The 24250-nt window shown below is 47.6% G+C and carries 20 protein-coding genes and 2 tRNA genes; 11 read left to right on the forward strand and 11 right to left on the reverse strand.

The window, feature by feature from the left end; all coding sequences use genetic code 11:
• Positions 1 to 44 precede the first annotated feature (44 nt).
• The 3 genes from ABD880_RS03450 to ABD880_RS03460 form a co-directional block, all read right to left on the reverse strand.
• Positions 45 to 647 carry a hypothetical protein gene (locus ABD880_RS03450; protein WP_345162372.1) on the reverse strand — a complete coding sequence of 201 codons (603 nt, stop codon included), beginning with the start codon at positions 645 to 647 and terminating at the stop codon, positions 45 to 47.
• 133 nt (positions 648 to 780) lie between these two features.
• Positions 781 to 1608, reverse strand: coding sequence for a glycoside hydrolase family 25 protein (locus ABD880_RS03455; protein WP_345162374.1), 828 nt, complete (start codon positions 1606 to 1608; stop codon positions 781 to 783).
• A 103-nt stretch (positions 1609 to 1711) separates the two neighbouring features.
• Positions 1712 to 3301 (reverse strand): peptide MFS transporter, encoded by a 1590-nt coding sequence (locus ABD880_RS03460; RefSeq protein ID WP_345162376.1) that lies wholly within the window; start codon positions 3299 to 3301, stop codon positions 1712 to 1714.
• Between the two features lie 247 nt (positions 3302 to 3548).
• Here ABD880_RS03460 and pckA point away from each other — a divergent pair, with 247 nt between their 5' ends.
• The 4 genes from pckA (at position 3549) to smc (ending at position 10417) form a co-directional block, all read left to right on the forward strand.
• Positions 3549 to 5162: a phosphoenolpyruvate carboxykinase (ATP) gene (gene pckA / locus ABD880_RS03465; protein ID WP_345162378.1), complete on the forward strand. Its 1614-nt coding sequence runs from the start codon at positions 3549 to 3551 to the stop codon at positions 5160 to 5162.
• 125 nt (positions 5163 to 5287) lie between these two features.
• On the forward strand, positions 5288 to 6001 hold the full coding sequence (locus tag ABD880_RS03470) for a 16S rRNA (uracil(1498)-N(3))-methyltransferase (RefSeq protein ID WP_345162380.1): 714 nt from the start codon (positions 5288 to 5290) through the stop codon (positions 5999 to 6001).
• A gap of 27 nt (positions 6002 to 6028) precedes the next feature.
• A complete protein-coding gene (locus ABD880_RS03475) occupies positions 6029 to 6694 on the forward strand; it encodes a DUF4159 domain-containing protein (RefSeq protein ID WP_345162382.1) in 666 nt (221 codons plus the stop codon).
• A 162-nt stretch (positions 6695 to 6856) separates the two neighbouring features.
• Entirely contained in the window at positions 6857 to 10417 is a 3561-nt protein-coding gene (gene smc / locus ABD880_RS03480) for a chromosome segregation protein SMC (protein WP_345162384.1), read from the forward strand.
• A gap of 89 nt (positions 10418 to 10506) precedes the next feature.
• Here the strand turns inward: smc and ABD880_RS03485 are convergent, their stop codons facing one another.
• From ABD880_RS03485 to ABD880_RS03505, 5 genes are all read right to left on the reverse strand, one after another.
• Positions 10507 to 11055, reverse strand: coding sequence for a lysophospholipid acyltransferase family protein (locus ABD880_RS03485; protein WP_345162386.1), 549 nt, complete (start codon positions 11053 to 11055; stop codon positions 10507 to 10509).
• An 82-nt stretch (positions 11056 to 11137) separates the two neighbouring features.
• Entirely contained in the window at positions 11138 to 11749 is a 612-nt protein-coding gene (locus ABD880_RS03490; RefSeq protein WP_345162388.1) for a hypothetical protein, read from the reverse strand.
• A 99-nt stretch (positions 11750 to 11848) separates the two neighbouring features.
• Positions 11849 to 12610 (reverse strand): patatin-like phospholipase family protein, encoded by a 762-nt coding sequence (locus ABD880_RS03495; RefSeq protein ID WP_345162389.1) that lies wholly within the window; start codon positions 12608 to 12610, stop codon positions 11849 to 11851.
• A gap of 3 nt (positions 12611 to 12613) precedes the next feature.
• Complete coding sequence (locus ABD880_RS03500; RefSeq protein WP_345162390.1) at positions 12614 to 13456, reverse strand: MBL fold metallo-hydrolase; 843 nt, start codon at positions 13454 to 13456, stop codon at positions 12614 to 12616.
• A gap of 56 nt (positions 13457 to 13512) precedes the next feature.
• Entirely contained in the window at positions 13513 to 14460 is a 948-nt protein-coding gene (locus ABD880_RS03505; RefSeq protein ID WP_345162391.1) for an acetyl-CoA carboxylase carboxyltransferase subunit alpha, read from the reverse strand.
• 236 nt (positions 14461 to 14696) lie between these two features.
• Between ABD880_RS03505 and ABD880_RS03510 the strand changes: the two genes are divergently transcribed.
• Together ABD880_RS03510 and ABD880_RS03515 are read left to right on the forward strand one after the other, a co-directional pair.
• Positions 14697 to 14770 (forward strand) — tRNA-Asp (locus ABD880_RS03510).
• Between the two features lie 335 nt (positions 14771 to 15105).
• Positions 15106 to 15179: transfer RNA gene (locus tag ABD880_RS03515), tRNA-Asp, on the forward strand.
• A 78-nt stretch (positions 15180 to 15257) separates the two neighbouring features.
• Here the strand turns inward: ABD880_RS03515 and ABD880_RS03520 are convergent.
• A complete protein-coding gene (locus ABD880_RS03520) occupies positions 15258 to 16019 on the reverse strand; it encodes an SOS response-associated peptidase (RefSeq protein ID WP_345162392.1) in 762 nt (253 codons plus the stop codon).
• 202 nt (positions 16020 to 16221) lie between these two features.
• Between ABD880_RS03520 and ABD880_RS03525 the strand changes: the two genes are divergently transcribed.
• Complete coding sequence (locus tag ABD880_RS03525) at positions 16222 to 17520, forward strand: DEAD/DEAH box helicase (RefSeq protein WP_345162393.1); 1299 nt, start codon at positions 16222 to 16224, stop codon at positions 17518 to 17520.
• A 241-nt stretch (positions 17521 to 17761) separates the two neighbouring features.
• Here the strand turns inward: ABD880_RS03525 and ABD880_RS03530 are convergent, their stop codons facing one another.
• Positions 17762 to 17989: a cold-shock protein gene (locus tag ABD880_RS03530; RefSeq protein WP_345162394.1), complete on the reverse strand. Its 228-nt coding sequence runs from the start codon at positions 17987 to 17989 to the stop codon at positions 17762 to 17764.
• Positions 17990 to 18597: 608 nt separating this feature from the next.
• Here ABD880_RS03530 and ABD880_RS03535 point away from each other — a divergent pair.
• The 4 genes from ABD880_RS03535 to ABD880_RS03550 all read left to right on the forward strand — a co-directional run bounded on the left by ABD880_RS03535 (position 18598) and on the right by ABD880_RS03550 (position 23029).
• The gene (locus tag ABD880_RS03535; RefSeq protein WP_066511290.1) at positions 18598 to 18789 is read left to right on the forward strand and encodes a cold-shock protein; all 192 of its coding nucleotides are present in this window, start codon (positions 18598 to 18600) and stop codon (positions 18787 to 18789) included.
• 493 nt (positions 18790 to 19282) lie between these two features.
• Positions 19283 to 22030: a S8 family peptidase gene (locus ABD880_RS03540; protein ID WP_345162395.1), complete on the forward strand. Its 2748-nt coding sequence runs from the start codon at positions 19283 to 19285 to the stop codon at positions 22028 to 22030.
• Between the two features lie 195 nt (positions 22031 to 22225).
• A complete protein-coding gene (locus ABD880_RS03545; RefSeq protein ID WP_345162396.1) occupies positions 22226 to 22675 on the forward strand; it encodes a hypothetical protein in 450 nt (149 codons plus the stop codon).
• Between the two features lie 162 nt (positions 22676 to 22837).
• Complete coding sequence (locus ABD880_RS03550) at positions 22838 to 23029, forward strand: cold-shock protein (protein ID WP_066512944.1); 192 nt, start codon at positions 22838 to 22840, stop codon at positions 23027 to 23029.
• A gap of 230 nt (positions 23030 to 23259) precedes the next feature.
• On the opposite strand, the gene ABD880_RS03555 is transcribed toward ABD880_RS03550, so the two are convergent.
• On the reverse strand, positions 23260 to 24162 hold the full coding sequence (locus tag ABD880_RS03555) for a lytic transglycosylase domain-containing protein (protein WP_345162399.1): 903 nt from the start codon (positions 24160 to 24162) through the stop codon (positions 23260 to 23262).
• Between the last annotated feature and the right edge of the window lie 88 nt (positions 24163 to 24250).

Here is a 24250-nt window from a genome sequence, read left to right on the forward strand (position 1 = left end):
TTCGTTTTTGGCCTAATTCTGAGAAAACAGGCCAAAAACGGTTATTACTGTATTTCTTTAATCTTGATGTTGATGGTGTGCGGGGCTTTTTCATCGCCGCCAAAGTATGGATACAACTGGTAGCCCTGGCCTTGGCCGGAACAGCTGCGCTCATGTTCCACCTTATTGTTTTTTACCTGATAGGTGTATTTGCCATCGGTTAGGGTAAGTTCGCAGACATAACTTTTGTTCAGGTCAATGTCTGTGATAAAGGTTGAAGTATTCTTGCCGTCCTTATAAGAATACGCATGTAACTCTAATTTGCCTTTGTACCATCTCCAGCCAAACCGCGCGCTGGACACATGATGAAACGCACCGCAATCCGCCATGCCATATAGCTTGTTAATGTCCGCTTGGTTATTGGGGTCTTTGGTAGTGTAAATGGCCGTGGAGTCAAACTTCACCTCAAACTTGATTTTGCTCTTGGTGAACGTCTTTAAAGGATTGGTAGTCTCATGCCGGCCCGCCGTAATCTGATAGTTAATACCTTCTTCTGTGGCTGGAGGTACATCAGTCTGAGCAGGCGTAATCAATTCTTCTATAGAACAGGAAGAAAAGAAGATAGCGGATGTAAAAGATAGGAATGTTAGGAGTAGAGTTTTCTTCATACGCATAGTTAATATGGTATAAAACTAATCCCTGCTCCGCATATTATCTACACCAAGAAGCTTTTCCTTAGGAAGTTACTATCAAGTTGTTGTTTAAATATTATTATATTTTTAAGAACCTCCGTAACGCCATTTAATTTTTAGGTTCGTAGCACATATTGTACAAATCCTCTAAAGAACCTTTAAAGACGTTTAAGTCTGCATTGCCTTTAATGCCTTTTAGTTTGCCCGTATCTGTGTGCTGCCAAAAAGACCAATTGTGGTCATTGATCTTGTGTCCGTTTTCGGGGGTGTAATGTGCCAGCCACAAGGGGTAGTCGTTGAAGTGGCCTTCCAGATGCATTTTATAAAAGGCGTAATTGGTATAAATGATAGGTTTGAGGTTGTACTCCTCCTCTACCGCATCTAACCAAATTTGAACCCCTGCCCTTATCTCTTCATCTGACTGGTGGTTGGTGACCTCTACATCCAACACAGGAGGCAGATCACCCGCTTCTAAATGCACCCGGTCCAGAAAGTTTCTGGCTTGGGCTTCGGCGTTGCGAGAAGGCAGAAAGAAATGGTAGGCGCCCCGTAAGATGCCATGCTTTTTAGACTCGCGCCAGTGCCTGGAGAAATAGTTGTCCTGGTGGTTGACGCCCTCTGTGGCCTTGATGAAGGTGAACACTATGTCCTCTTCCTTTACTTGCTTCCAGTCTACCTTGGGTTGGTGATGTGAAATGTCAAGACCCAGCACCTCATAGTTGTTCGGCCGGAAGGTAGTTAGCGTGTTGGATTGGGTGGCTTCGTCTACTTTGTGCTTCAAAAAGGCCAGCCTGCCTCCTTCTTTGTAATACTCCATTGCCAACCGCAAAACCAAAAAACCTAGTACGCCTAATAGCAGTGGCTTCCAGAGAGAAGTAGTTTCTCTGGGCGTCTGGGCCTTTTTTGCAGGTCGCTTGTACGGTTTTTTGGTGGTCATAAAAGGAAGAGTACTGCAAAGATACAAAGCCTAGGCGGTACCAAAAAAAAGAAAGCCCCACGAACCAAGGTCGTGAGGCTTTCTGAAAGAAGTTAATAAAACGCTAGTGTACACCGTGCATTTTCTTCTTGAGCGTGCCATTCAAGGCAAGCATAATCAGACCCGCCACTACTGGCAGCGCCGTGAATATCAAGAAGAAGATAGTAATGGAATATTGCTCTGTGATGTGGTCAATGAAGCTACCCGTCAAACCAGCCAGGTAGTTGGCCACAAAGTTGGCAATAAACCAGATCCCGAACATCAAGCCCACTAATCTTGCAGGAGAAAGCTTGCTCACGTAAGAAAGGCCTACCGGAGACACGCAAAGCTCGCCTAAGGTATGGAATAGATAGGCTAAAATTAACCAAATCATGCTCACTGAGGCCGTCTTAGCACCCTGCGGAATGGAAAGCCCGCCGTAAGCTAAGATACCAAAACCAATACCCAGCAAAAATAAGCCTAAGGCAAACTTTACCGGGCCGGAAGGATTGTATTTACTTTCCCAGATCTTAGAGAAGATAGGCGCCAAGGAAATGATGAAGAATGAGTTAAGGATCTGGAACCATGACGCTGGTACTTCAGTGGCATCTGCTGAGAACTCTTTGTTCAACATCCAGATGATGATGGCCCAGATGATGACAAAGCTAGTGCCCAAGAAAACGTTAGAGATGGGAATGAGCTTGAACGTCTGACGGAATAAATTCCAAAGCACGTAGGTCAAGATCAGCATGGGTACAACTACTAAGAGGGCGTTCACCCACTTAAACAAAGTAGCGCTTCCGCCTACTAATTCCCTTTGGGTATAGTCATTCGCGAAAATGGTCATGGATCCGCCCGCCTGCTCAAATGCCATCCAGAAGAAGATGGTGAAGAAGGCCAACACGGAAATTACGATGATTCTGTCTCTCACAACGTTGGCTGGTTCTTCAGCCGCTTTCTCAGCGGTTTTCACAGAAGCGTCGTTGTTTAGGATGTGCTTAGGACCTAATCCTATTCTCCCGAAAAGGTTCTTAGAGAAGGCAAATTGCAACATACCAAAGAACATGAAGATACCGGCTAACCCGAAGCCGTAGCTCCAGCCCACCTTCTCGCCAATGTACCCACACAATAGAATACCTAAGAAGGCCCCTGAGTTGATACCCATGTAGAAGATGGTGTAAGCGGCGTCTTTCTTCTTCTCATTGTTGGTATATAATTGGCCCACCATAGAAGAGATGTTTGGCTTAAATAAACCGTTACCTATAATGATCAAGCCCAGGCCCAGATAAAAGAAAAACTCGGTCTCAAAGGCCATGCTGGCATGACCCAGCGTCATTAAGAGGGCACCTATGATGATGGCCATCCTAAATCCAAGAAATTTATCAGCAATATAGCCGCCAATAATTGGCGTCAGGTAAACCAGACCCGTATAGATACCGTAAAGACGTAACGCCTCATCCCTTTCCCAGGCCCAGCCGCCTTTTGCTAACGTAGAAGTAAGGAAAAGCACAAAGAGGGCGCGCATTCCATAATAGCTGAAGCGTTCCCACATCTCTGTGAAGAACAGTACAAACAATCCCGGAGGGTGACCATTGTCAATCTCTAACGGCGTTTCACCGTACGGAATGTTGTGCTTGCTGACCTGATCATTAAGCGGGTGATCTTTTTCAGACATAGACTAAAAAGTTAAGAGTTGTTTGTGATTTGGTGTTTTTTGGCAATTTAGTAAAGGTAAATGTATCACGTTAGACGCATTTATTCAAATATGCCCCTTTATTAATAAATACAGCTACTTTCAGGCCAACTTATAAAACAAACATCCGTTAGGGTTTGCTATTATATCCCCTCTTTTTTGTAATTTTGTTAAACCAAGGCAATTGACGCCTTTCCCTTTTATCAAAAATCAATTTTCAAACCTCCTTATGAAAGAATTTGGCAAGAAATCATCAGCAATGGACTTAACCAGCTTAGGAATTTCACAGGCAAAAGACGTGTATTGGAACCTGACTCCCGCTGAGTTGGTGGAAGAGGCACTGAAAAACGGGGAAGGTTTCTTGACTGATACCGGTGCCTTGATGTGTGACACCGGCAAGTTCACCGGCCGTTCGCCCAAAGACAGATTTGTGGTGAGAGACGAGAAAACAGAAAACTCTGTTTGGTGGGGTGATGTCAACATTGCCTTTGAGCCTGCCAAGTTTGAGGCGCTGCATCAGAAGATGATTGCCTACCTAGCCGACAAGAACTTGTACGTGCGTGACGCATACGCTGGCGCTGACCCTGAATATAGATTGAACCTACGCATTGTTAATACCATGGCGTGGCACAACCTCTTCTGCAACAATATGTTCTTGCGTTTGAACGAAGAAGAGCTTGAGAACCATAATCCAGACTTTACCATCATCTGTGCCCCAGGATTTGAGGCAGACCCAGCGGTAGACGGCACGCGTCAGCCTAACTTTGCCATCATCAACTTCTCCAAAAAGATGATCTTAATTGGTGGTACGGGTTACGCCGGTGAGATGAAAAAAGGTATCTTCTCTGTCTTGAACTACATCTTGCCGCATGAGCGTGAGACCTTGTCTATGCACTGCTCAGCCAACGTAGGCAAAGACGGTGACACGGCCATCTTCTTCGGGTTATCTGGTACTGGTAAGACCACTTTGTCTGCTGATCCTAACCGCGGTTTGATTGGCGATGATGAGCACGGCTGGACCAAAGACAGCGTCTTCAACTTTGAAGGTGGTTGCTATGCTAAAGTAATTGACCTTTCTAAAGAGAAAGAACCACAAATCTGGGATGCCATCAAGTTTGGCGCCATCGTAGAAAATACCCGCTTCATTGAGGGCTCCCGCACCGTAGACTACACAAACAACTCTGTTACAGAGAACACGCGTACCGCTTACCCTATCAACCACATTGATAATGCCATTGAGCCTTCTGTGGCTTCAATTCCGCAGAACATCTTCTTCTTGACGGCAGATGCGTTTGGCGTATTGCCTCCTATCTCTAAGTTGAACAAGAGCCAGGCCATGTACCACTTCATCTCTGGCTACACCGCAAAAGTGGCTGGTACTGAGGTTGGCGTAACCGAGCCGCAGACCACGTTCTCTGCTTGCTTTGGCGCGGCCTTCTTGCCATTGCACCCAACCAAGTACGCTGAGATGCTGGGTAAAAAGATGACTGAGAACAATGTGAACGTTTGGTTGATCAACACAGGCTGGACTGGCGGTTCTTACGGTACAGGTTCACGCATGAAGCTTCCTTTCACCCGCGCCATGATCACGGCCGCCTTGAACGGAGAGTTGAATGACGTGTCCTTCTCCAAGCACCCAATCTTTGGCGTGGAGATGCCTGATACCTGCCCTAACGTACCGGCAGAAATCTTAAACCCACGCAACACCTGGACCGACAAAGACGCTTACGATCAAAAAGCAAGTGAACTGGCCAAGGCCTTCGTGAAGAACTTCACTAAGTACGCAGACTATGCCAACGAGGAAATCCTGGCTGGCGCTCCAGAAGTAGCCGTGGTTGCCTAAGATAACACATACTTTTTTCCATTATAACGTTAAAAGCCTTCCACCAAGTGGAAGGCTTTTCTTTTTCTGGCGCTTTACCCGTTTTTGGCTTATTTTTGAGAAAACAGGCCAAAAACGCAACGCTTATGCATGTTTTCTTCACTCCAGACATTTTCCCTTCTTCCACAACCTATGTCTTGTCTGAAGAAGAATCTAAGCATTGCGCACGGGTATTGCGGTTGGGTGTGGGAGATTTGGTGCAGTTGATAGACGGCAAGGGCGGGCAGTATTTGGGACAGATAGCTGAAGCCACGCCTAAAAAGACAACGCTCCAGATTCTGGAACACCATTCCACAGAGGACCAATGGGCTTTTAAGGTCCATATTGCCGTGGCGCCTACTAAAAACCTGGACCGCATGGAGTGGTTCGTGGAGAAGGCCGTAGAAGTGGGCATAGATGAAATTACGTTTTTACAGTGTGCCCGCTCAGAACGCAAAGCCATCAACCTGGAGCGTCTGGAGAAGATTGCTGTGAGCGCCATGAAGCAGTCCCTTAAAACGCACCTGCCCCGCCTGCATGCCTTGACAAAGTATTCAGATTTTATAAAAACCGTTCCAGTAGAAAATACTTTTATAGCGCATTTAGTGGAAGGCAGTGAACGCCACTCACTGGTCAAAAGTATTTCAGGTAATAACCATTACACCGTTTTGATTGGGCCAGAGGGCGATTTTTCTCCAGAGGAAATCCAACTGGCCTTGGCTAGAGGCATAAAACCCGTCACCTTGGGCACTAGTAGACTGCGCACCGAGACGGCGGCTTTGGCGGCCTGTCATACCTTTCACGTGCTGTTGGACGTTTAACGTTTTTGGCCTCTTTTTCGGAAAACTATGCAAAAACGGTTCTTTCTCTTTTCACTTCTACTTCTCTTATGCGTCAGCTTTGTAAATGCCCAGCGCCCTAGCTTTAAGATAGCGCGGCTGAAGTATGGCGGCGGCGGGGACTGGTATGCCAACAAAACCTCACTTCCCAATCTCATCAATTTTTGCAACCGAGAACTCAAAGCCAACATAGCCCCGCAGGAAGAAACCGTAGAGCCGGGCAGCCCTGAGCTCATGGACTATCCGTTTGTGCATATGACGGGTCACGGCAACGTCCTTTTCACCGAGGGAGAGGCCCAGAACCTGCGCAAGTACTTGATCGGAGGCGGCTTTCTGCACATTGATGACAACTACGGTTTAGAGAAATTCGCGCGGCGTGAGATGAAGAAAGTGTTTCCTGAACTAGAATTTGTGGAGATACCGTTTAATCACCCAGTCTATCATCAGAAATTTGACTTCCCGCGTGGTTTGCCCAAAATCCATGAGCATGACAACAAGCCGCCTCAGGGCTTCGGGTTGGTTTACCAAGGCAGATTAGTTTGTTTCTTCTCTTATGAAAGTGATTTAGGCAACGGCTGGGAGGATCAGTCCGTGCACAATGATCCCATTGAGAAGCATTTGGCGGCGCTAAGAATGGGTGCCAACTTAGTGTCTTACGCTTTGACAAACTTCTAGCCATACACTTTGCTTAGCATAAGACCGTTTTTGGGCTGATTTCCGGAAATCAGCCCAAAAACGGTTTCTCTTTTTAAGGCCCTTACATGCCTGTTCACTTGCGGTACTCAGAACTCTTTTTCGTATTTTTGAGGTTGTAGCCAGATTAACTGGTAGAAGCGCATGGAATTAGCAAGACTAGAGATTAAGGGCTTTAAAAGTTTCGGGGACAAAGTCACCATTAACTTTGACAGTGGCATTACCGGCATTGTAGGACCCAACGGGTGCGGCAAGTCTAACATCGTGGACGCCATCCGGTGGGTGTTGGGCGAGCAGAAGACCCGTAACCTCCGCTCAGACAAGATGGAGAGCGTTATCTTTAACGGTACCAAAAACCGCAAGCCCCAGCAATTAGCCGAAGTATCGCTTACCTTCAACAATAATAAAGGCATTCTGCCTACAGAATATTCGCAGGTCACCATTACACGCAAGTACTACCGCACCGGCGAGAGTGAATACCTGCTCAACAACGTTACTTGCCGCCTCAAGGACATCAACGACCTGTTCCTGGACACCGGGATTGGCTCTGATTCCTACGCCATCATTGAGCTGAAGATGGTGGACGACATCTTGAATGACAAAGACAATTCACGCCGTACCCTGTTTGAAGAGGCTGCCGGAATCTCCAAGTTCAAGGTGCGCAAGAAACAGACCATGCGCAAGCTGGAAGAAACCGATGCCGATCTTGAGCGCGTGGAGGACGTCTTGTTTGAGATTGGCAAAAACCTGAAAAGCCTGGAGCGCCAGGCCAAAACCACTGAGAAATACTACTCCCTTAAAGACGAATACAAGAAACTAAGCCTGGAGTACGCTCGCCGTAACATTGGCCACCACCAAGAGGCCTTGGAACGTCTGGAAAGTGACCTTAAAAAGGAAACTGAACGCAAAGGTGGTTACTCAGAAGAGCTAGCTACTCTTGAGAATGCGCTCCAGGAGCAGAAGACCTTGGTGGACCGTACCCAGTTGCAACTTCAGAATACCCAGAAAGAAGTACACGAGCATACTAGCCAACTGCGCCAGCTGGAGAATGAGATTAAACTGAAAAGCGAGCGCAAGTTCTATTTGCAAGAACGCGCCAAAACCCTGCAAAGCCAAATAAGCCAGGATACTACCAACATCGGGCAGACTGAGGCCAGCCTGGGTCAGTTGCAGAATGATTTAGAGGAAGTCCAGGAAGAACTGCTTGTATCAGAAGAGCAGTTGGGTCTTACCAAAAAAGAAATGGAGCATGTAAATCAGCAGAAGTCTGATTTACAAAAAGAGGTGCAGGAGAAAACCCTGGCCCAGCGCCAGGTGCAGAATGAGGTCTTTACGCTCAACAAGAGCATTGAGATCACCCAAATGCAGATTCAGACGCACCGCGCCGAACTGGAGCGGATGCAGCTGATGGAAGGTTCTGAGAATAGCCTCCAAATGCAGTACGAGGATGCGCTCGCTGAAACACAGCAACAGTTGGAGGAAGCCCAGGCGAAATTGGTGGCCTTACAAGAAGCCGAAAGACTCTTGCAAGAAGAAATGACCAATACGGAGGCTACCTTGCATGAGTATCGTCAACAACTGATTGACATTAACCGCCAGCTGGACTCCAAGAAAAACCAGTACACCTTGACCAAGTCCCTGGTGGACAATTTGGAAGGCTTTCCGGATGCCATCAAGTTTCTATACAAGTCCAAGACCTGGCAGAAGCCTGCCCCGCTCCTATCAGACATCATCTCCTGTGACCAAGAGTACAAGGCCCTGATTGAAAGCTACCTGGAGCCGTACATGAACTTCTTTGTGGTAGAAACCGCCGAGGACGCCGTAGAAGCCATTCATCTGCTCAACAACCAAAACAAGGGCCGCGCTAACTTCATCATCCTTTCTGAGGTGGAAGATTTGGACGTGCCCGCCACCATCAGCACCCCCAAATACAAAGCGGCGCTGGAGACCGTCGCCTCTGAAGAGAAATATCATCCTTTGTTGCGCTACATGCTCAATGAGGTGTACATCAGCGCCACGTCAGACACGGAGCTCTATCTAAGCGACGGTCGCACCTACATCTTAAAAGACGGGTCTGTCATCAAAAAGCCTTTGAGCGTTTCGGGTGGGTCTGTGGGCTTGTTTGACGGCAACCGTTTGGGCCGCAAGCAGAACCTGGAGAAACTGGCTGAGGAACTGGAAGCCCTGAAAGAGCAGTCTGAGCTGATGAAAAACAAAATTAGCACGCTCCAGCACGTTCTCCAGAACCAGAAGAACGGCACACAGGCAGAGGCCATCAGGCTGCAGGAACGTTCCATCAACACCTTGCAACAGGAGCTTATCAGCCACAAGGTGCGCTATGAGCAATTCCAGTTGAACCTGCAGAATCAGGCCAGCAAGAAAGATGAGCTGTTTGAGAAAATTCAGGAATTAGGCGAAGCTTTAGCCGACCTCCTACCCGATTCCGAAAGCAAGAACCTGGCCCTCAAAAGCTATGAGCAGGAACTGGCGGGCCTGACACAAGTCCTTGACAAACAGAACGAAATCATCACTGAGGTAAGCAGTATCTTTAACCAGGAGAACATCAAGTTTCACCAACTCAAGAACCGTCTGCAAAGCATCCAGCAGGAACTGGCCTACAAGCAGAAGACGGTGATGAACCACCAGGAGCGCCTGGTGCAGCTGCAGGATGAACTGGCCCGCGCCGAGGATGAGACCGCCACCCTGGAGCAGTTTGTAGAAGACCAGTCCTACCAATTGGAGGAAGGAATGGTGCAGAAAAAAGACTTGGCCCAGCAACTGGACGAGGTAGAGAAAGCCTACTTCCATCTGCGCGGCGAGGTGGACGAGAAGGAGAAAGCCATCCGGGAGTTGCAACGCAAAAAAGAGAACACCGATGAGGTGTTCCAGTCCATGCAGCAGGCCATCACCGACACCCGCATCAAGTTGGTGGCCGTGATTGAGCGTCTATCCGCGGAGTTCAACATGAGCCAGGAAGATTTGGCGGAGGCCCCTACCGAGAAGCTGGACATCTCCAATGAGGAACTGAGCCAGCAAGTGAACACCATAAAGCACAAGCTGGAGAACGTAGGACCGGTGAACCCCATGGCCGCAGAGGCCTATCAGGAGATTGAAACGCGTCACCAGTTCATTCAGACGCAGAAGAATGACTTGGTAGGTGCCAAACAACAACTGTTGGACACCATTGCGGAGATAGACACCGTAGCCAAAGAAAAGTACTTGGAAGCCTTTGACCAGATCAAGGAGAACTTCATGCGCGTATTCCGGTCCCTGTTCTCTGAGGAAGATACCTGTGATTTGTACATCCAGGACCCAAGCAACCCGCTGGAGTCTAAGATTGAGATCATGGCGCGGCCAAAAGGCAAGCGTCCGTTGACCATCAACCAGCTGTCTGGTGGTGAAAAGACCTTGACGGCCATCTCTCTGCTGTTTGCCATCTACCTGTTAAAGCCGGCTCCGTTCTGTATCTTTGACGAAGTGGACGCTCCTTTGGACGACGCCAACATTGACAAATTCAACAACATTGTGAAGAAGTTCTCAGGAGACTCGCAGTTCATTGTGGTGACGCACAACAAGCGCACCATGATCTCCACAGACGTGATCTACGGCATCACCATGCTGGAGGCCGGCGTGTCCAGAGTGATTCCAGTAGATTTAAGGGAATTAGCTCCAGAACCTGAAGAAGCTGCAGCGCTTTCAGCGTAAATCGCCTTATAACAAATCGGTCCGTTTTTGGCCTCTTTCCTGGAAAAGAGGCCAAAAACGGACCGATTAGCTTTTTTAAATGGTAAAAACTACCGAACGCCCTGGCTTGGGTATTTGGCCGTGACGGTTCTGTAGAAATTTAGGATCTTTTCCATGTCCGCGTCAAAATCTCCGGTAGGCTGGATCATGGGCCCAATGCCGGCCTCCTTTTTAGCGTAGTCCAGGTACCCCATCACAATGGGAACGCCCGCGCCCAAAGCCGTGTAGTAAAATCCTTTCTTCCAGCGGGGTTGGTATTTACGAGTTCCTTCTGGCGTGACTAGCATCACCAGCTCGTCGCGCTGCTTAAACAAATCTACCATGGCGGCTACCAAGTTATTGTTCTTCTTGCGGTCTACCGGGATGGCACCTAAAGCTTTTAGAATGGGGCCCATCGGGAAGAAAAAGGCTTCTTTTTTAATGGTAATCTTAACCGGCACCCCCATCAAGTAAAAGGCCGCGCGCGCATAGATAAAGTCCCAGTTGCTGGTATGCGGCGCCGCCACCATGATCGCCTTTTTAACACCAGGAGGCATACCACCCTTTAGCGTCCAGCCAGAGAGTTTAAAGATAGATTGAGCAAGAAATCTTCCAAGCATAACAGGTGGTTTCAAGATTGAGACTACAATGATACAAAAAATACCAGCCTTTTGAGCTGGTATTTAGGTTATGTTAACTACCTCATTTGTTGAGGCTGCGCTCCCTGAACAAGTATACTTGCAAACCAAGGTTAAGCGATGGACCAATTTCAGTGTAATGGTGCCCTGGACTGGCAGGATTTTTTTCTTTGTAATATGTGAATAGTATGGCCGGCTCTATGGCCACCTTGGGGTTAAGAAACAAAGAATACCCTATTCCAGCACGCGCCTCAGATAAGTCCCGTTTTTGGCTGTCTGATACGTTCTGAATACCTATACCGTAACTGGCTTCGCCAAAAATGCCGTTGTTCAGGAAATACCTAGCAAAGGGCCCTACTAAAATATGCGTGGTGGGATTTGCGTTGGCTCCATCCATTTTGACGCTGGTATGTGATACGGTACCTAAGGCTCCTAGTGCCAAGTCATTGATGACAAAATACCCAAACCTACCCTGCCCGTCAAATTGCTTTTTAGAACCCGAAACGGAAGAATGGCCAGATTGATTTTGGATGGACCTATAGGCCCCGTTCACCCCGCCGCCTACCATGATGGACCTCTGAACGATTTTTGCTGGAATTAAACTACCTCTGTATTCTTGTGCGTGTGCTACTGTAAATCCTAAAATAAAGAGTAAGCTCAGTCTGAATTTGTGCATGAAAATTGAAGAAGAACTGAAGGCTTATACGCACGTCTGCTCTTAACAATCTTTGTTATTCATACAATGTGATTGCATTACTAGAAGAAGTTTGCACATTTAAGAGTTAACCAAGCTTTTTAATTCTCTCTCTAATGTCTTTGTATGCTGGTACCCAATGTCAAATATCTCCTGGGCCTTGTTGACGGCGTAGATATGATAATTTTTTAAGGCTGGCGGCTCAATAAATACATTGCAGTAGGAGACGCGCTGTTGCACATTGGCATTGATGGCCAAATGGAAAACCCTTTCCGTCACTTGTCTAATAGTTTTAATATTGGCTTGATGGTTGACGGGGTTCACGTGCACGCCTATGATTTGGTCACAGGCACCTGTCAGGCATTCTACCGGCATATTGTTAAGTAACCCACCGTCTACCAGCAACATGTCTTGGTAAGCCACCGGCTGGAACATGATGGGCAAAGCAGAGGAGGCGCGTAAGGCGTTGGCCACTGATCCTTCAGAGAGGTAGACGGTGCTGCCTTGATTTAAATCTGTGGCAGAAATGATGAGCTGGGTGGAGAGATTCGCGAAGGTGATGCTCTCTAAGTGCTGTTCAAAGATTTTAAGCAGGGAATTAGAGTGCAGTATTCCTTTATTCAAGGCAGGCCGCAGAAACTGCCGTACAGACAAGTCGCAGACTAGTTCCAAGACTTTTTCGGGAGCAAAACCAGCGGCTAGAAAAGCGCCGGCAATGGCGCCAGAACTAGTGCCAGAAATGACCTCTATGGGGATTTTAAGTTCGTTAAGGGCTTTCATGACGCCCAGATGCGCTATGCCGCGGGCGGCCCCGCCAGAAAAGCAAATCCCAATGCGGCACATAGGCTATAGCGCTGACAGCGGGAATACCTCATCTACCCGCACGCCTTTTTCAGTCTGTTTAACGGTACAGCATTCGTTGACGGCGTCATGCTCTAAGAACAGCACCCAGTTTTCTTCGGCTGCCTGGTTTAAGAAAGCTTCCTTCTCTTGCAAAGTCAGCAAAGGCCTGGTGTCATAGCCCATCACGTACGGCAAGGGCATATGGCCTACAGATGGCAAGAGGTCTGCCATGAAGCATACCGTGCGGCCTTTGTATTGCAGGCGCGGCACCATCATCTTGTCCGTATGGCCATCTACGTAAGTGACGTCAAAGCCAGAGAGAAACTGCTCCTGCCCTACTTCCAGAAAGGAGAGTTGACCGCTTTCTTTCAAAGGCAGGATGTTCTCTTTCAAGAAAGACGCTTTCTCCCGTGGGTTAGGAACCGTAGCCCATTGCCAGTGGTCCTGGTTGCTCCAGTACTGGGCGTTCGGGAAGACCATTTCCAGGCTGGTCCCGTTGCTGGCGTATTTAACAGAGCCGCCGCAGTGGTCAAAATGCAGGTGCGTCAAAAAGACATCGGTGATGTCAGAAAACCCAAACCCAGCCTTGTGCAAGGACTTCTCCAGGGAGTCATCGCCGTGCAGGTAGTAATGGCTGAAAAACTTGGCGTCCTGCTTGTCTCCAATGCCATTGTCAATTAAAATGAGCCTATCTCCCATTTCTACCAGCAGACAGCGCATGGCCCAGGTGCAGAGGTTGTTCTCATCTGCGGGGTTGGTCTTCTGCCAAAGCGTCTTGGGCACCACGCCAAACATGGCGCCGCCGTCTAATTTAAAATTGCCAGTAGGAATGGGATATAGTTTCATGGCGCTTGGATGCGTTTTTTGCCTGTTTTCTGGAAAATAGCCTAAAAACGGGATGCTTATTCTTCTACCACGCCCATCGCGCTGAACTTCTCAATGCGTTGCATGATGCGCTCCTCTGGATCCAGGGCTTGTAGTTCTTCTAAGGTTTCTACCAGCTTTTTCTTAAGAGTTACCATCATCTTTTCTGGGTTGACGTGGGCGCCGCCTAGTGGTTCTTTGATGATGCCATCCACCAGCTTGTTACCTAGCATATCGGTCGCGGTCAGTTTTAGGGCCTCGGCAGACTGCTCTTTGTAGTCCCAGCTGCGCCAAAGAATGGTAGAGCAGTTTTCTGGCGAGATCACCGAGTACCAGGAATTCTCTAGCATGAAGACTCTGTCGCCAATACCAATGCCCAAGGCACCACCAGAGGCTCCCTCGCCAATAATGATGCAGATTACCGGCACTTTAAGCATGAACATCTCCTTCAAGTTGCGGGCGATGGCTTCGCCTTGTCCGCGCTCTTCTGCCTCCAGGCCTGGGAAGGCACCCGGCGTGTCAATGAGGGTAATGATGGGCTTGTTGAATTTCTCAGCAAGTTTCATCAGGCGCAAGGCCTTGCGGTAGCCTTCTGGGTTGGCCATCCCGAAGTTACGAAACTGACGCTCCTTGGTGTTGCGGCCTTTCTGCTGACCAATAAACATCACCGTTTGGCCGGCTATCTCTCCAAAACCGCCCACCATGGCCTTGTCATCCTTCACGTTGCGGTCACCATGTAGTTCCACAAAGGAAGATGACAGTCCTTTGATGTAATCTAAGGTATAAGGTCTTTCTGTATGGCGTGACAATTGCACGCGCTGCCAGCGGGTTAGGTTGGCATAGGTCTCCTTCTTCAAGGACTTTATTTTCTCCTCCAGGGCCAGAACAGCAACTGACACATCTACCTGGCTCTCTGAGGCCAGTTTCTTCATTTCAGCAAGCTTGCCTTCTAGCGCGGCGATGGGTTGTTCAAAATCTAACAGCATAATCAATAAGTCTATATCTTATACTAATGTATACTTGCAAAGGTAATTGAATATGCGAAGTTTATTAATATCTGTTTTGGACTGTTTTAAACGAAATTTTTCCGTTTGAATCTGAGCCATTTACCTATTCCTGACCGTCATTTTACAGGTTTTTTAGGCTGCAAGCTTGTGTATCTTAAACTCTCCCCCTACATTTGCATCATCAAAACAGAGACATCAGGTCTTTGTTGGATGTTGGTCCGGTAGTTCAGTTGGTTAGAATGCCGCCCTGTCACGGCGGAGGTCGCGGGTTCGAGTCCCGTCCGGACCGCAAGAAGCCCTCTCAGAGAAATCTGGGAGGGCTTCTTCGTTTTATAGGAATTTGGAATTGATAACCAACCAGTACCTCCGCCTCACCCCTGTTTATATCTGACTCCATTTACTGCTTGCCTCGTTTTTGGGCTGTTTTCTGGAAAATACCCCAAAAACAGATTTTAGTGATTTGGGAGGCACTCTTTATAACACTGCCCTTCATGCTTTTACATTAGCTGGGAACGGCTTTCTTAAAAATAAAAGGATTTCTTGCAGGGCATTCCTTGCATATCAAAAAACAACTATATACATTTGCATCATCAAAACGAGGACGTCTGGTCTTTGTTGGATGTTGGTCCGGTAGTTCAGTTGGTTAGAATGCCGCCCTGTCACGGCGGAGGTCGCGGGTTCGAGTCCCGTCCGGACCGCAAGAAGCCCTCTCAGAGAAATCTGGGAGGGCTTCTTCGTTTTACAGGGTTTCTGGCAATCCTTTAACCAGCGCTGCTTTACTTGGAATTGAGTTTGGGCGCGACGTAGTTACCCAGCATGCTTTCATAATCATCAATGGCCATCACCGACATTTGCCTGGGGTCATAGGGCTGTAACACCTTCAGATAATCTTTCTCCTGCAAGCGGTTGTCCAGCCAAATGTTTTCGATGTGCGGCGTGAGGATGACGGGCATGCGGTCATGGTACGGCTCTACGGCGGCATTGGCCTTGGTGGTAATGATAGTGAAATGCGGATAATGCTCGCCAGTGTCCTGGTGCAAGGTTTCGCGCCAGAGGCCCGCCAACCCGAAGGGTTCTTCCTGCTTTAGCGTGAATCTGTATTTCTGCTTTAGGGGCTTGGCTTTCTTCAGGCGTTTCTTTTCAGCCTCGCTTCTAATAGGATTCCCGAACAAGTCTAGCCCTATTTCTGGAGTGTGCGCCTGGGTGGATGACTCCTCCTCTTCTTCTACTTCCTTCCATTCAAAGAACCCGTCTATGGGAATGATGCAACGGTTTTTAGGCAACAGTTCTCTAAACCTTGGGATAAAAAGCAGATTCTCTTCCCGCACATTAAAAGGCAAGATTGGTTTTCCGTCCTCTTGTTTGGTAGGATCTGCCCAGGTAGCCATGACCGCTTTCTCTGCCGTAGAAAGAATCACCGGTAATTGCTGTGATGGGCGGGCGTCAAAATTAGGCTCAAAGGTTAGCCCCTCAAGCCTTTCAGCGTACCTATGGGCCAGAGGTACTTTCTTTTTGGAGAAGGAATATCGTCCACACATACGCCTATAGATTGGTTTAAATTTGCTTGAAACAGTTGTACTGGTGCTTGTAAGGTAAATGAAACGTCTTTTTATCTAAGTATCTGCACCAGGCTTTAACTTTATTGAACACTGGGTCAATTAAGTTAAAGGATGCCGTTGTGGTTTAATTTACGGAACTTGCCCTTTCTTATCCATTTTTATCAGCGCACCGCTTAAAAATATGTTAGCAAAAATCCTGAACAGCCTAAAAATCACCGCCCTTAATGAGATGCAGGAGGCCGCCTTGGCCGCTGCCCGTGAGAACGATATGGTGCTTCTCTCGCCAACGGGTTCTGGCAAGACTTTAGGCTTTCTATTGCCCTTGCTAGAGCAAATCAAGCCAGACGTAAATGGCGTCCAAGCCCTTATATTAGTACCCACCAGAGAGCTGGCCTTACAGATTGAGCAGGTGTTCAGGCAGATGGGGGCTGGTTTTAAGATTGTCTGCAGTTATGGAGGCAATTCTACCAACACAGAAAAACGCAACCTGGCCAATCCGCCGGCCGTCTGGGTAGGCACACCGGGGCGGGTAGGCCATCATTTGCGTTCCCAGAACGTGGACGGTTCTACCATTACTATCCTGGTGCTAGATGAGTTTGACAAGTCCCTGGAGATGGGTTTTCAGGAGGAGATGAAATTCATCATTGACCTGTTGCCTAACATCCAAAAGCGGCTGCTTACCTCGGCTACCAATATGGCGGAGATTCCAGCGTTTACCGGGCTTAAAAAACCAACCACCGTTAATTTCTTAAAGGACAGCGCCTCCGCCCCAGACATTGATGTAAGGGCGGTAGAGGTGATTAAGGAGGACAAACTGCTCACCTTGTACAGCCTGCTGTGCAAACTGGGCAATAGACTGGCCTTGGTGTTTTGCAATCAGCGAGATGCGGTGGAGAATGTAAGCGCTTATTTATATAAGAAAGGCATTGCCCATGGCATTTTTCACGGCGGCTTGGAGCAACCAGATAGAGAAAGGGTGTTACTCAAATTCAGGAACGGCACTTATCCCCTGCTCATCAGCACGGATTTGGCGGCGCGCGGCCTGGATATTCCCGAGATAGAGAGTGTGATCCATTTCCAGCTGTCAGACGCCGAGACGTTCCTGCACCGGAACGGCCGCACGGCCAGAATGCAGGCCAAGGGCACGGCCTATCTATTGTTACATCCCGGCGAGAAGCCTGGTTTCTTACCCAAATTGCCTCCCTTTGAATCCTTGCCTTCCAAGCCTACCCTTCCGGCACCCTCTTTTTGGGACACAGTCTACATAAGCGCAGGCAAAAAGGACAAAGTAAGCAAAGGAGACGTGGTGGGCTTGCTCTTGCAGAAAGGAGGCCTGGAGAAATCAGACCTGGGCTTTATTGAAATACAGGAGTCTGCCGCTTTTGCCGCGGTCAACAGAAACAAACTAGACAAGCTGGTACTGTTGCTGAAAGCAGAAAAGCTGAAAGGCAAGAAGGTAAAAATAGAGCGGGCTTCTTAACCAGAGGAAAATAGTGAAACGAAAAGACCGGGCTTGCGCCATAGAAAATTGCGGAGGCCCGGTCTTTTCGTTTTTGGCCTGTTTTGGGAAAAACAGGCCAAAAACAGAAATTGAGGTGTAGAAGCGAAAGCTCCTGGGCACCTCAATTTTTTATAATGATGGTCTGGCATGCTTTTTCCAGGGGGTAAGGCGGTGGGCTCTACCCCAGACAGAAAAAGAAGACAGTAGAAAAGACCTTAGGTTATTGGGCCGGACGTGGCTTCTTGGCGTCTGCAGGATCTTCTTTTTTCTTCTCTGGTGGCGTTGAGGAGAAGTTGCCGTTCTCATCTACGTATACCATCATGGCTTCTAATGAGCCACCTGAAGAGTTTTCCTGACGCTCTTGCTTGCGTTCTTCTTTCTCTTTTTTCTTCTTTAATTTTTTTTGCTCCAGTTGTTTCTTCATGAAACTGTTCTGCGATCTTGCCATAGGGACTTTGTAAGGTGAAACAGGCCGCTGGTTCCTGTGTGTATACTTTCTTATACTCCAATACAAATCATTGGTTAAGAAAAAGCGACAGAGGCGAGCCAGCCTGTTATGAATGATTTGAAAGCCGGAGAGCAAAGGTGATACCGCCTAAGGCATCATTGGCGCAAAATCAGTTGTTCTCTTTCTAAACCCATTTAATAATGTGGCCAGTCCAAGAAATAAGAAGATTAAAGTTACTGCACCAGCCTAACAACAGGCCATCCAAGGATTATCAAGACTTATTCCCGTGTAATGTAGATTGGGAAATAAGGAAGGAGATAATGATTGCTTTCCGCTACAAAAGTACGCATTTAATTTGAAGAACCCTAGGAAAAAGCTATATGTGGTTCTATTAATATTCAAGAATATGCCTGAATAAAATACAAATTTAACTAAGACATATAGACCCTTGAGAGGTAGTAGTTAAATTCTGTAAATCAATAATTTACCATGGTAAGCTATAATCAAACCAGCCGTTTAACCTTATCACGTATCTATATTTTAAAATACTAATAGGATATCTAATGGGTTTGCCTACCTTTACTGACAGTAATTATAACAACAATCAGATGAATCAAGGTACAGTAAAATTTTTCAACGACTCTAAGGGGTTCGGTTTTATCAAAGACAACAGTGACAATCAGGAGTACTTTGTACACGTATCTGGTCTTGTTGACGAAATCAGAGAGAATGACGAAGTAGTGTATGATCTTCAAGAAGGAAGAAAAGGACTAAACGCCATCAACGTTAAGCGCGCTTAGTCTTTCGCTATAAAGACAAATTGCTGAAAAGCCTCTCCCCTATGGAGAGGCTTTTTTTTTGTGTCTCTCCTTTTCAATTCTTCTCTTGATTTTATTAAAACAAGCTAAAACTGACATCAGCCTTCTTACAAAATACTTGGTTCTGAACAAATAGTGCTTGTTTAAAGAATACCGTTTTTGTTACGTTCTACTCCAACTTTTCCCCAAAAAGAAGCTTAAACGTGCCATGTGCAGAGGTGTTTTAGGACCTCCTATCCTCAAACCTAAAGCATGATAAATGATTGTGCATTGGATGGGCTCACTTTAACCTTTTAGCTAAAAGGAATATTTCCCTTCTTCAAAAGCCAACGCTTTCAAAGATTTATACAAGTTAAGCAGGTGGCCTTTGTTTCCTGAACCTTAGAAATGGTTTGGTGGTAATGGCAAGTACTTGGGGTAGCCCCCACCACCCCGGGTATATTCAACCAATCCATCTTTCACCAAACAACACTCTATGTTAAAAGTTTACCAAACGCAAAAGAAGAAGCTGTTCGGGCTCTTCGTGCTCCTATTGCTCTCTGGGAAAGTTGCCAACGCCCAGGCTTCATTAGACAAGTCCCTGCAACAAGTCTTGCAAACGGCCACCGCGCCTGTTCAGGTGGTGGTTACCTTTTATGGCAACGGCGCCCCCAACAGTACGCATTTGCAATTGCTGCAGTCTTTGGGACTTACGCAAGGCATCACGCTTAAGAACCTGCCCATGGCAGGCGTTTTAGCCAGCGCTTCACAGGTTGAGGCACTGTCCAAAAGCCCTTATGTACGGTCAGTGTTTTTAAACAAGCGCCTAACCTATTTTAACAACAATGACACGCACATTACGGGCGTACAGCGCATGCGCACCGACAAGGACATCATTGCCCGTAACAACGGCATGCCTGTTTCTGGTAAAGGCGTGGCGGTGATGGTCAATGACAGCGGCGTGGACGGCACCCATGAAGACATTAAACTGGGAGCGCATCTGGTTCAGAACGTAATGGGTTCTACCAATCTTAACTCGCTGTCTTCCCTATTGCCGGTTACGTATCTGGAGAACATTCCTAACACAGACACCAACTCTGGCCACGGCACGCATTGCGCGGGCACCGTGGGGGGTAACGGCGCTAAGTCTAATGGACTGTACGCGGGTGCGGCACCTGGAGCCACGCTGGTAGGCTACGGATCTGGCGCGGCCTTGCTCATTTTAGACGCCATTGGCGGGTATGACTATGCCTTGACGCACCAGTATCAGTACGGCATCAGGGTGATCAGCAACTCCTGGGGCACCAGCGGTGATTTTGATCCAGCAGATCCTGTGAACATCGCTTCTAAGAAAGCCTATGACAGGGGTATTGTCTCAGTGTTTGCCGCCGGCAATGAAGGGCCTAGCTCAGACACGCACAACCCCTATGCCATTGCCCCCTGGGTTATCTCTGTGGGCGCCGGTGACAAGTTTGGCAAGCTGGCAGACTTCTCTTCTAGAGGCGTGAAAAACGAAGGTGGTTCTTTTACCATGGATGGCGAGAACTGGACCTATGAGAACCGACCTTCTTTGGTGGCTCCTGGCGTAGACGTTATTTCTACCAGAGTGATTGGTCCGATAGCTTCCTTGTCTGCCCAGATGGATGTGGAGCAGTTAGATCCTGCCCACGTTCCTTTTTACACGCACATGAGCGGCACATCCATGGCCACGCCGCATGTGGCCGGGGTGGTAGCGCTTATGTTAGAGGCTAAGCCCTCTTTGAGTCCAGGTGAGGTAAAGGAAATCTTACAGAAGACGGCCACCAACATGCCAAGCCACGAGTCTTGGGAAGTAGGCGCCGGGTACGTGAACGCGTATGCCGCCATTGACCACATCTACCGCAACACGGCTTTTGGGGCAACCTTGAACTATACCAAAAGTTTCAACGGCAGTGTTAATTCATCTTCAGAGACAAATTCTTTCACCATTGATTATAACCCAGCTGTAGCTACGGGTAATCAGATCACGTTCACGGTGGCGTCTGGCACCAACAGTTTAGAGGCTAAATTCAAAACCACTGGCTTGTTGGGCGAAACGGGCAATACGGTTAACCTGATTTTAGTCTCTCCATCTGGACAGCAGTTTAGGTCTGGGATACCAGTGGCGTTTGCTATCACCCCAGACAGAGGCATGGCAGTGGCATCACCAGAAGCCGGTACCTGGACCTTAAAAGCCGAAGGTTTAAACGGACTGGCCTTGCCTGAGACCATTCAAGGAACGATCGCTAAGTCTTTCATCACGGGCACTTCTGGCTTAGCTGACATTGCAGGTCACCCAGCCGAGGCTTCCATCAAAATGGCCGTGGGCAAGCGCTTACTTGATGGCTTGGCCACCGGGTTTAAACCGAACGAACTGTTAAAGCGCATTCAGTTGGCAGATTATCTGGTGATGGGACAAGCCATTCGTCAATTCATGCCTACCAACGGTTCGCTTACAGTGACAGACGTAACTGGTTACCAATCTCTCTTGGCCGAATCAGTGCTTTCTAAAGGTGCCGCCCTCAGAGACCGAACCCATGCCTTTAAAGGTGTGATGACACCAGCCGCCGCCGGTAAATTCAACCCGAATGGTTCTGTCACCAGGGCACAGCTAGCTTATTCTTTGGTGCAAGCACTGGGCTTGCAGGAGTTTGCCTTAGCGCGCACTGGCAAAGCAGTGACTGTTATGGTAGATGGCAAGAGCTACCCTATTGAGGATGCCGCTTCTATACCTGCGGGGTTAGAAGGATATGTGAGCGTAGCCTTAGAGATGAACCTCATTAACGCTTTCTATTCCGTGACCCAAGGACCATTGGATCTGTTCCCAACGCTGCATGCTACCTTTAAGCCCATTCAGGAGGTGACCCGTGCTGAGTTTGCCGTGATTGTGACCCGCACGCATGCCAGCTGGAACGCGGCCACTCAACCAATAGCATCCACGGCAAACAGCACAGAACGCTTGGCTCTACCAAAGGCAAATTACTCCTTCCCAAATCCGTTTAGTGGTTCCACTACCATTTCGTACGCAGTAGAAGACGCTGGATTTGTGACCGTTGAAGTATTTGACCTGAGAGGGAAAAAGATTAGCACGCTGGTAGCTGAACCTAAAGAAAAAGGAAGCTATTCTGTCCCTTTTAATGGTGGTAACCTGCCCACTGGCACTTACCTATACAAAATATCTACTGGTGCAAAAACAAGCAGTCACAAAATGATTTTGGCCAGATAAGTAACTTCTTTCCCTAGTTTCCTGGAAAGCCTAGCCCTACCCGGCTAGGCTTTCTATTTTTGTCGTTTTTGGCCTGTTTTCCAGAAAAGATGGCAAAAACGATACATGTGGCGAACTGCCATTCTACCATTTCAACGCGTATCTTTGCAAACATAGGAGAGGCGAAGCAACACCCTCCTTTTCATTTCCATCACTATGGCAGAAATCAAAGACAGGGAAGCCATCCAACAACTATACACCAAGGTGCTTCCCAAACTGGCTGAACGCATTTACCACCATTTAACCGAGGTGGTGACTATGTTTGACAATTTTAGGCTGGAAAAGGTGGTTGATACCTGGACCAAAGACAAACAAGCAGCCTCAGATAAAGAGATTAGCCTGGAGAATGGCAATGTGAGCCAGATGGGTTTGCAGTTACAATTATTGGGTTTTCAGAGGCCCGGCCTGGATGCTTTTGATCTGCAAAAAGACTTGGTCTTTAAGCTAGAATACGCGCATTACACCATTGGCCCAGATAGAACCATAGAATGGCTGGAGAAACCGTATTTCTATAATTGGCCAGCCCAAGAGTTAGAGGAACTGGCCGTTCAATTTAGTGAAGACGTGATTGAGGAGCTAACCAGGCAGTTGCAGAGCATTAAATAGAGGTATAGCCCTGTCTGCTAAGCCCCTATCTCCTGTCCTTAAAAAGAAGGCGCTAGCTATCAGAAAATAATTAAAGAGGTTTTACTAGATTTTAGATTTATTTTGTATAATATTGAACCTAAGGCAGCACATTGCTGTCTGTAGTGTATAATGAACAATAATATGAATCAAGGAACAGTAAAATTCTTTAATGGCGAAAAAGGTTTCGGCTTTATTAAAGACAACAACACCAATCAAGAGTACTTTGTACACGTATCTGGTTTGGTAGATGAAATCAGAGAAAACGACGAAGTAGTTTATGATCTTCAAGAAGGAAGAAAAGGACTAAACGCGGTTAACGTTAAACTTGCTTAGTCTTTCGCTATAAAGACATAATGCTGAAAAGCCCCTCCCCTACGGAGGGGCTTTTTTTATGCCCTTTTTTTAGTGAGTGATTGAATGAGAGGTTGAATGAATGAATTCGTTTATAGGCTGTTTTGACAAAATGAGCCGGAAAACAGCCTTAAATGAACAGGCTTGTTAAAATTGCTGGTTGCTCTTTTTCATTCTCTCATTCCTTCAATCACTCATTCTTCCATTGAGAATTACTCCGGCATGGCTAAGACAAATTCCTTGCCTGCAGGAACTGTCAACTTATAGGCTTTAATCCAAGGGTTGTACATGCGCAAGGTTTTGTAATTGGTGCCTTGCTCAAGCGCAAATGCCGGCAAATCTTCAATGGTGGACCTTACGGTATAAGTCTTAGTGGGCAATGGCGCGTAGCCCTGCTCCTTGGGTAATTCAAAACCATATTTTGAGGGGTTGCCTAATACCTCTTTCAAAGCCAGAATCCTGAACATATACCTGGAGGTTTCATCATTCAGATAGAGGTCATAATAAGAGGATACTCCTTGGCGCTTAAGCGCGGCGTCAATCCCTCCCATGCCTCTGTTGTAAGCGGCGGCGGCGTTGGTCCAGGATCCGAATTTTTTATGTGCAGTTTTCAAGTAGCGGGTGGCGGCCACCGTGGCTTTCTGCACATGGAAGCGTTCGTCTACTTCTGCGTTAACCAGAAGACCGTACCCACGGGCCGTGTCGGGCATGAGTTGCCAAAAACCGGCGGCGCCCGCCGGAGACGTTACCGGGCTGAACAGGCTTTCAGCTAAAGCCAGATAGATAAAGTCTTCAGGGATGTCGTTTTCTTTGAGCATCTGCTCAATTTCTGGAAGGTAGCGCTGCATGCGTTTTAGGCCTAGCAAAGAGGTAGCGTGCAGGTAAGAATTCACCAGCAGTTCGCGGTCAAGGCGTTCGGCCACGTCTGGCACCTGCAAAGGCACCGGTTCACCGGCAAACGTCATGGTGGCAGGTAGCGTAGGCGCCTTAAAAATCTTCCCCTCCCTAAACGAGCCACTCTCCTCTTCTTTTATCAAAGATTGCTGGCTGCACAGGTGCAAGGTGATAGAGATGATAAATACAAGGGCCAGTGTTCTCCAGATCTGCTGATTCATGATTTCCTCCTTTTTCTGTTTACAGGCGTTGCTCCATCCTTTCTACGAAAAAAATAGCCTTACCAGATAAACGACCTATCTACTATTA

This window comes from Nibribacter koreensis (genome assembly GCF_039541795.1).
In the GTDB taxonomy this organism is placed as follows: Bacteria; Bacteroidota; Bacteroidia; order Cytophagales; family Hymenobacteraceae; genus Nibribacter; species Nibribacter koreensis.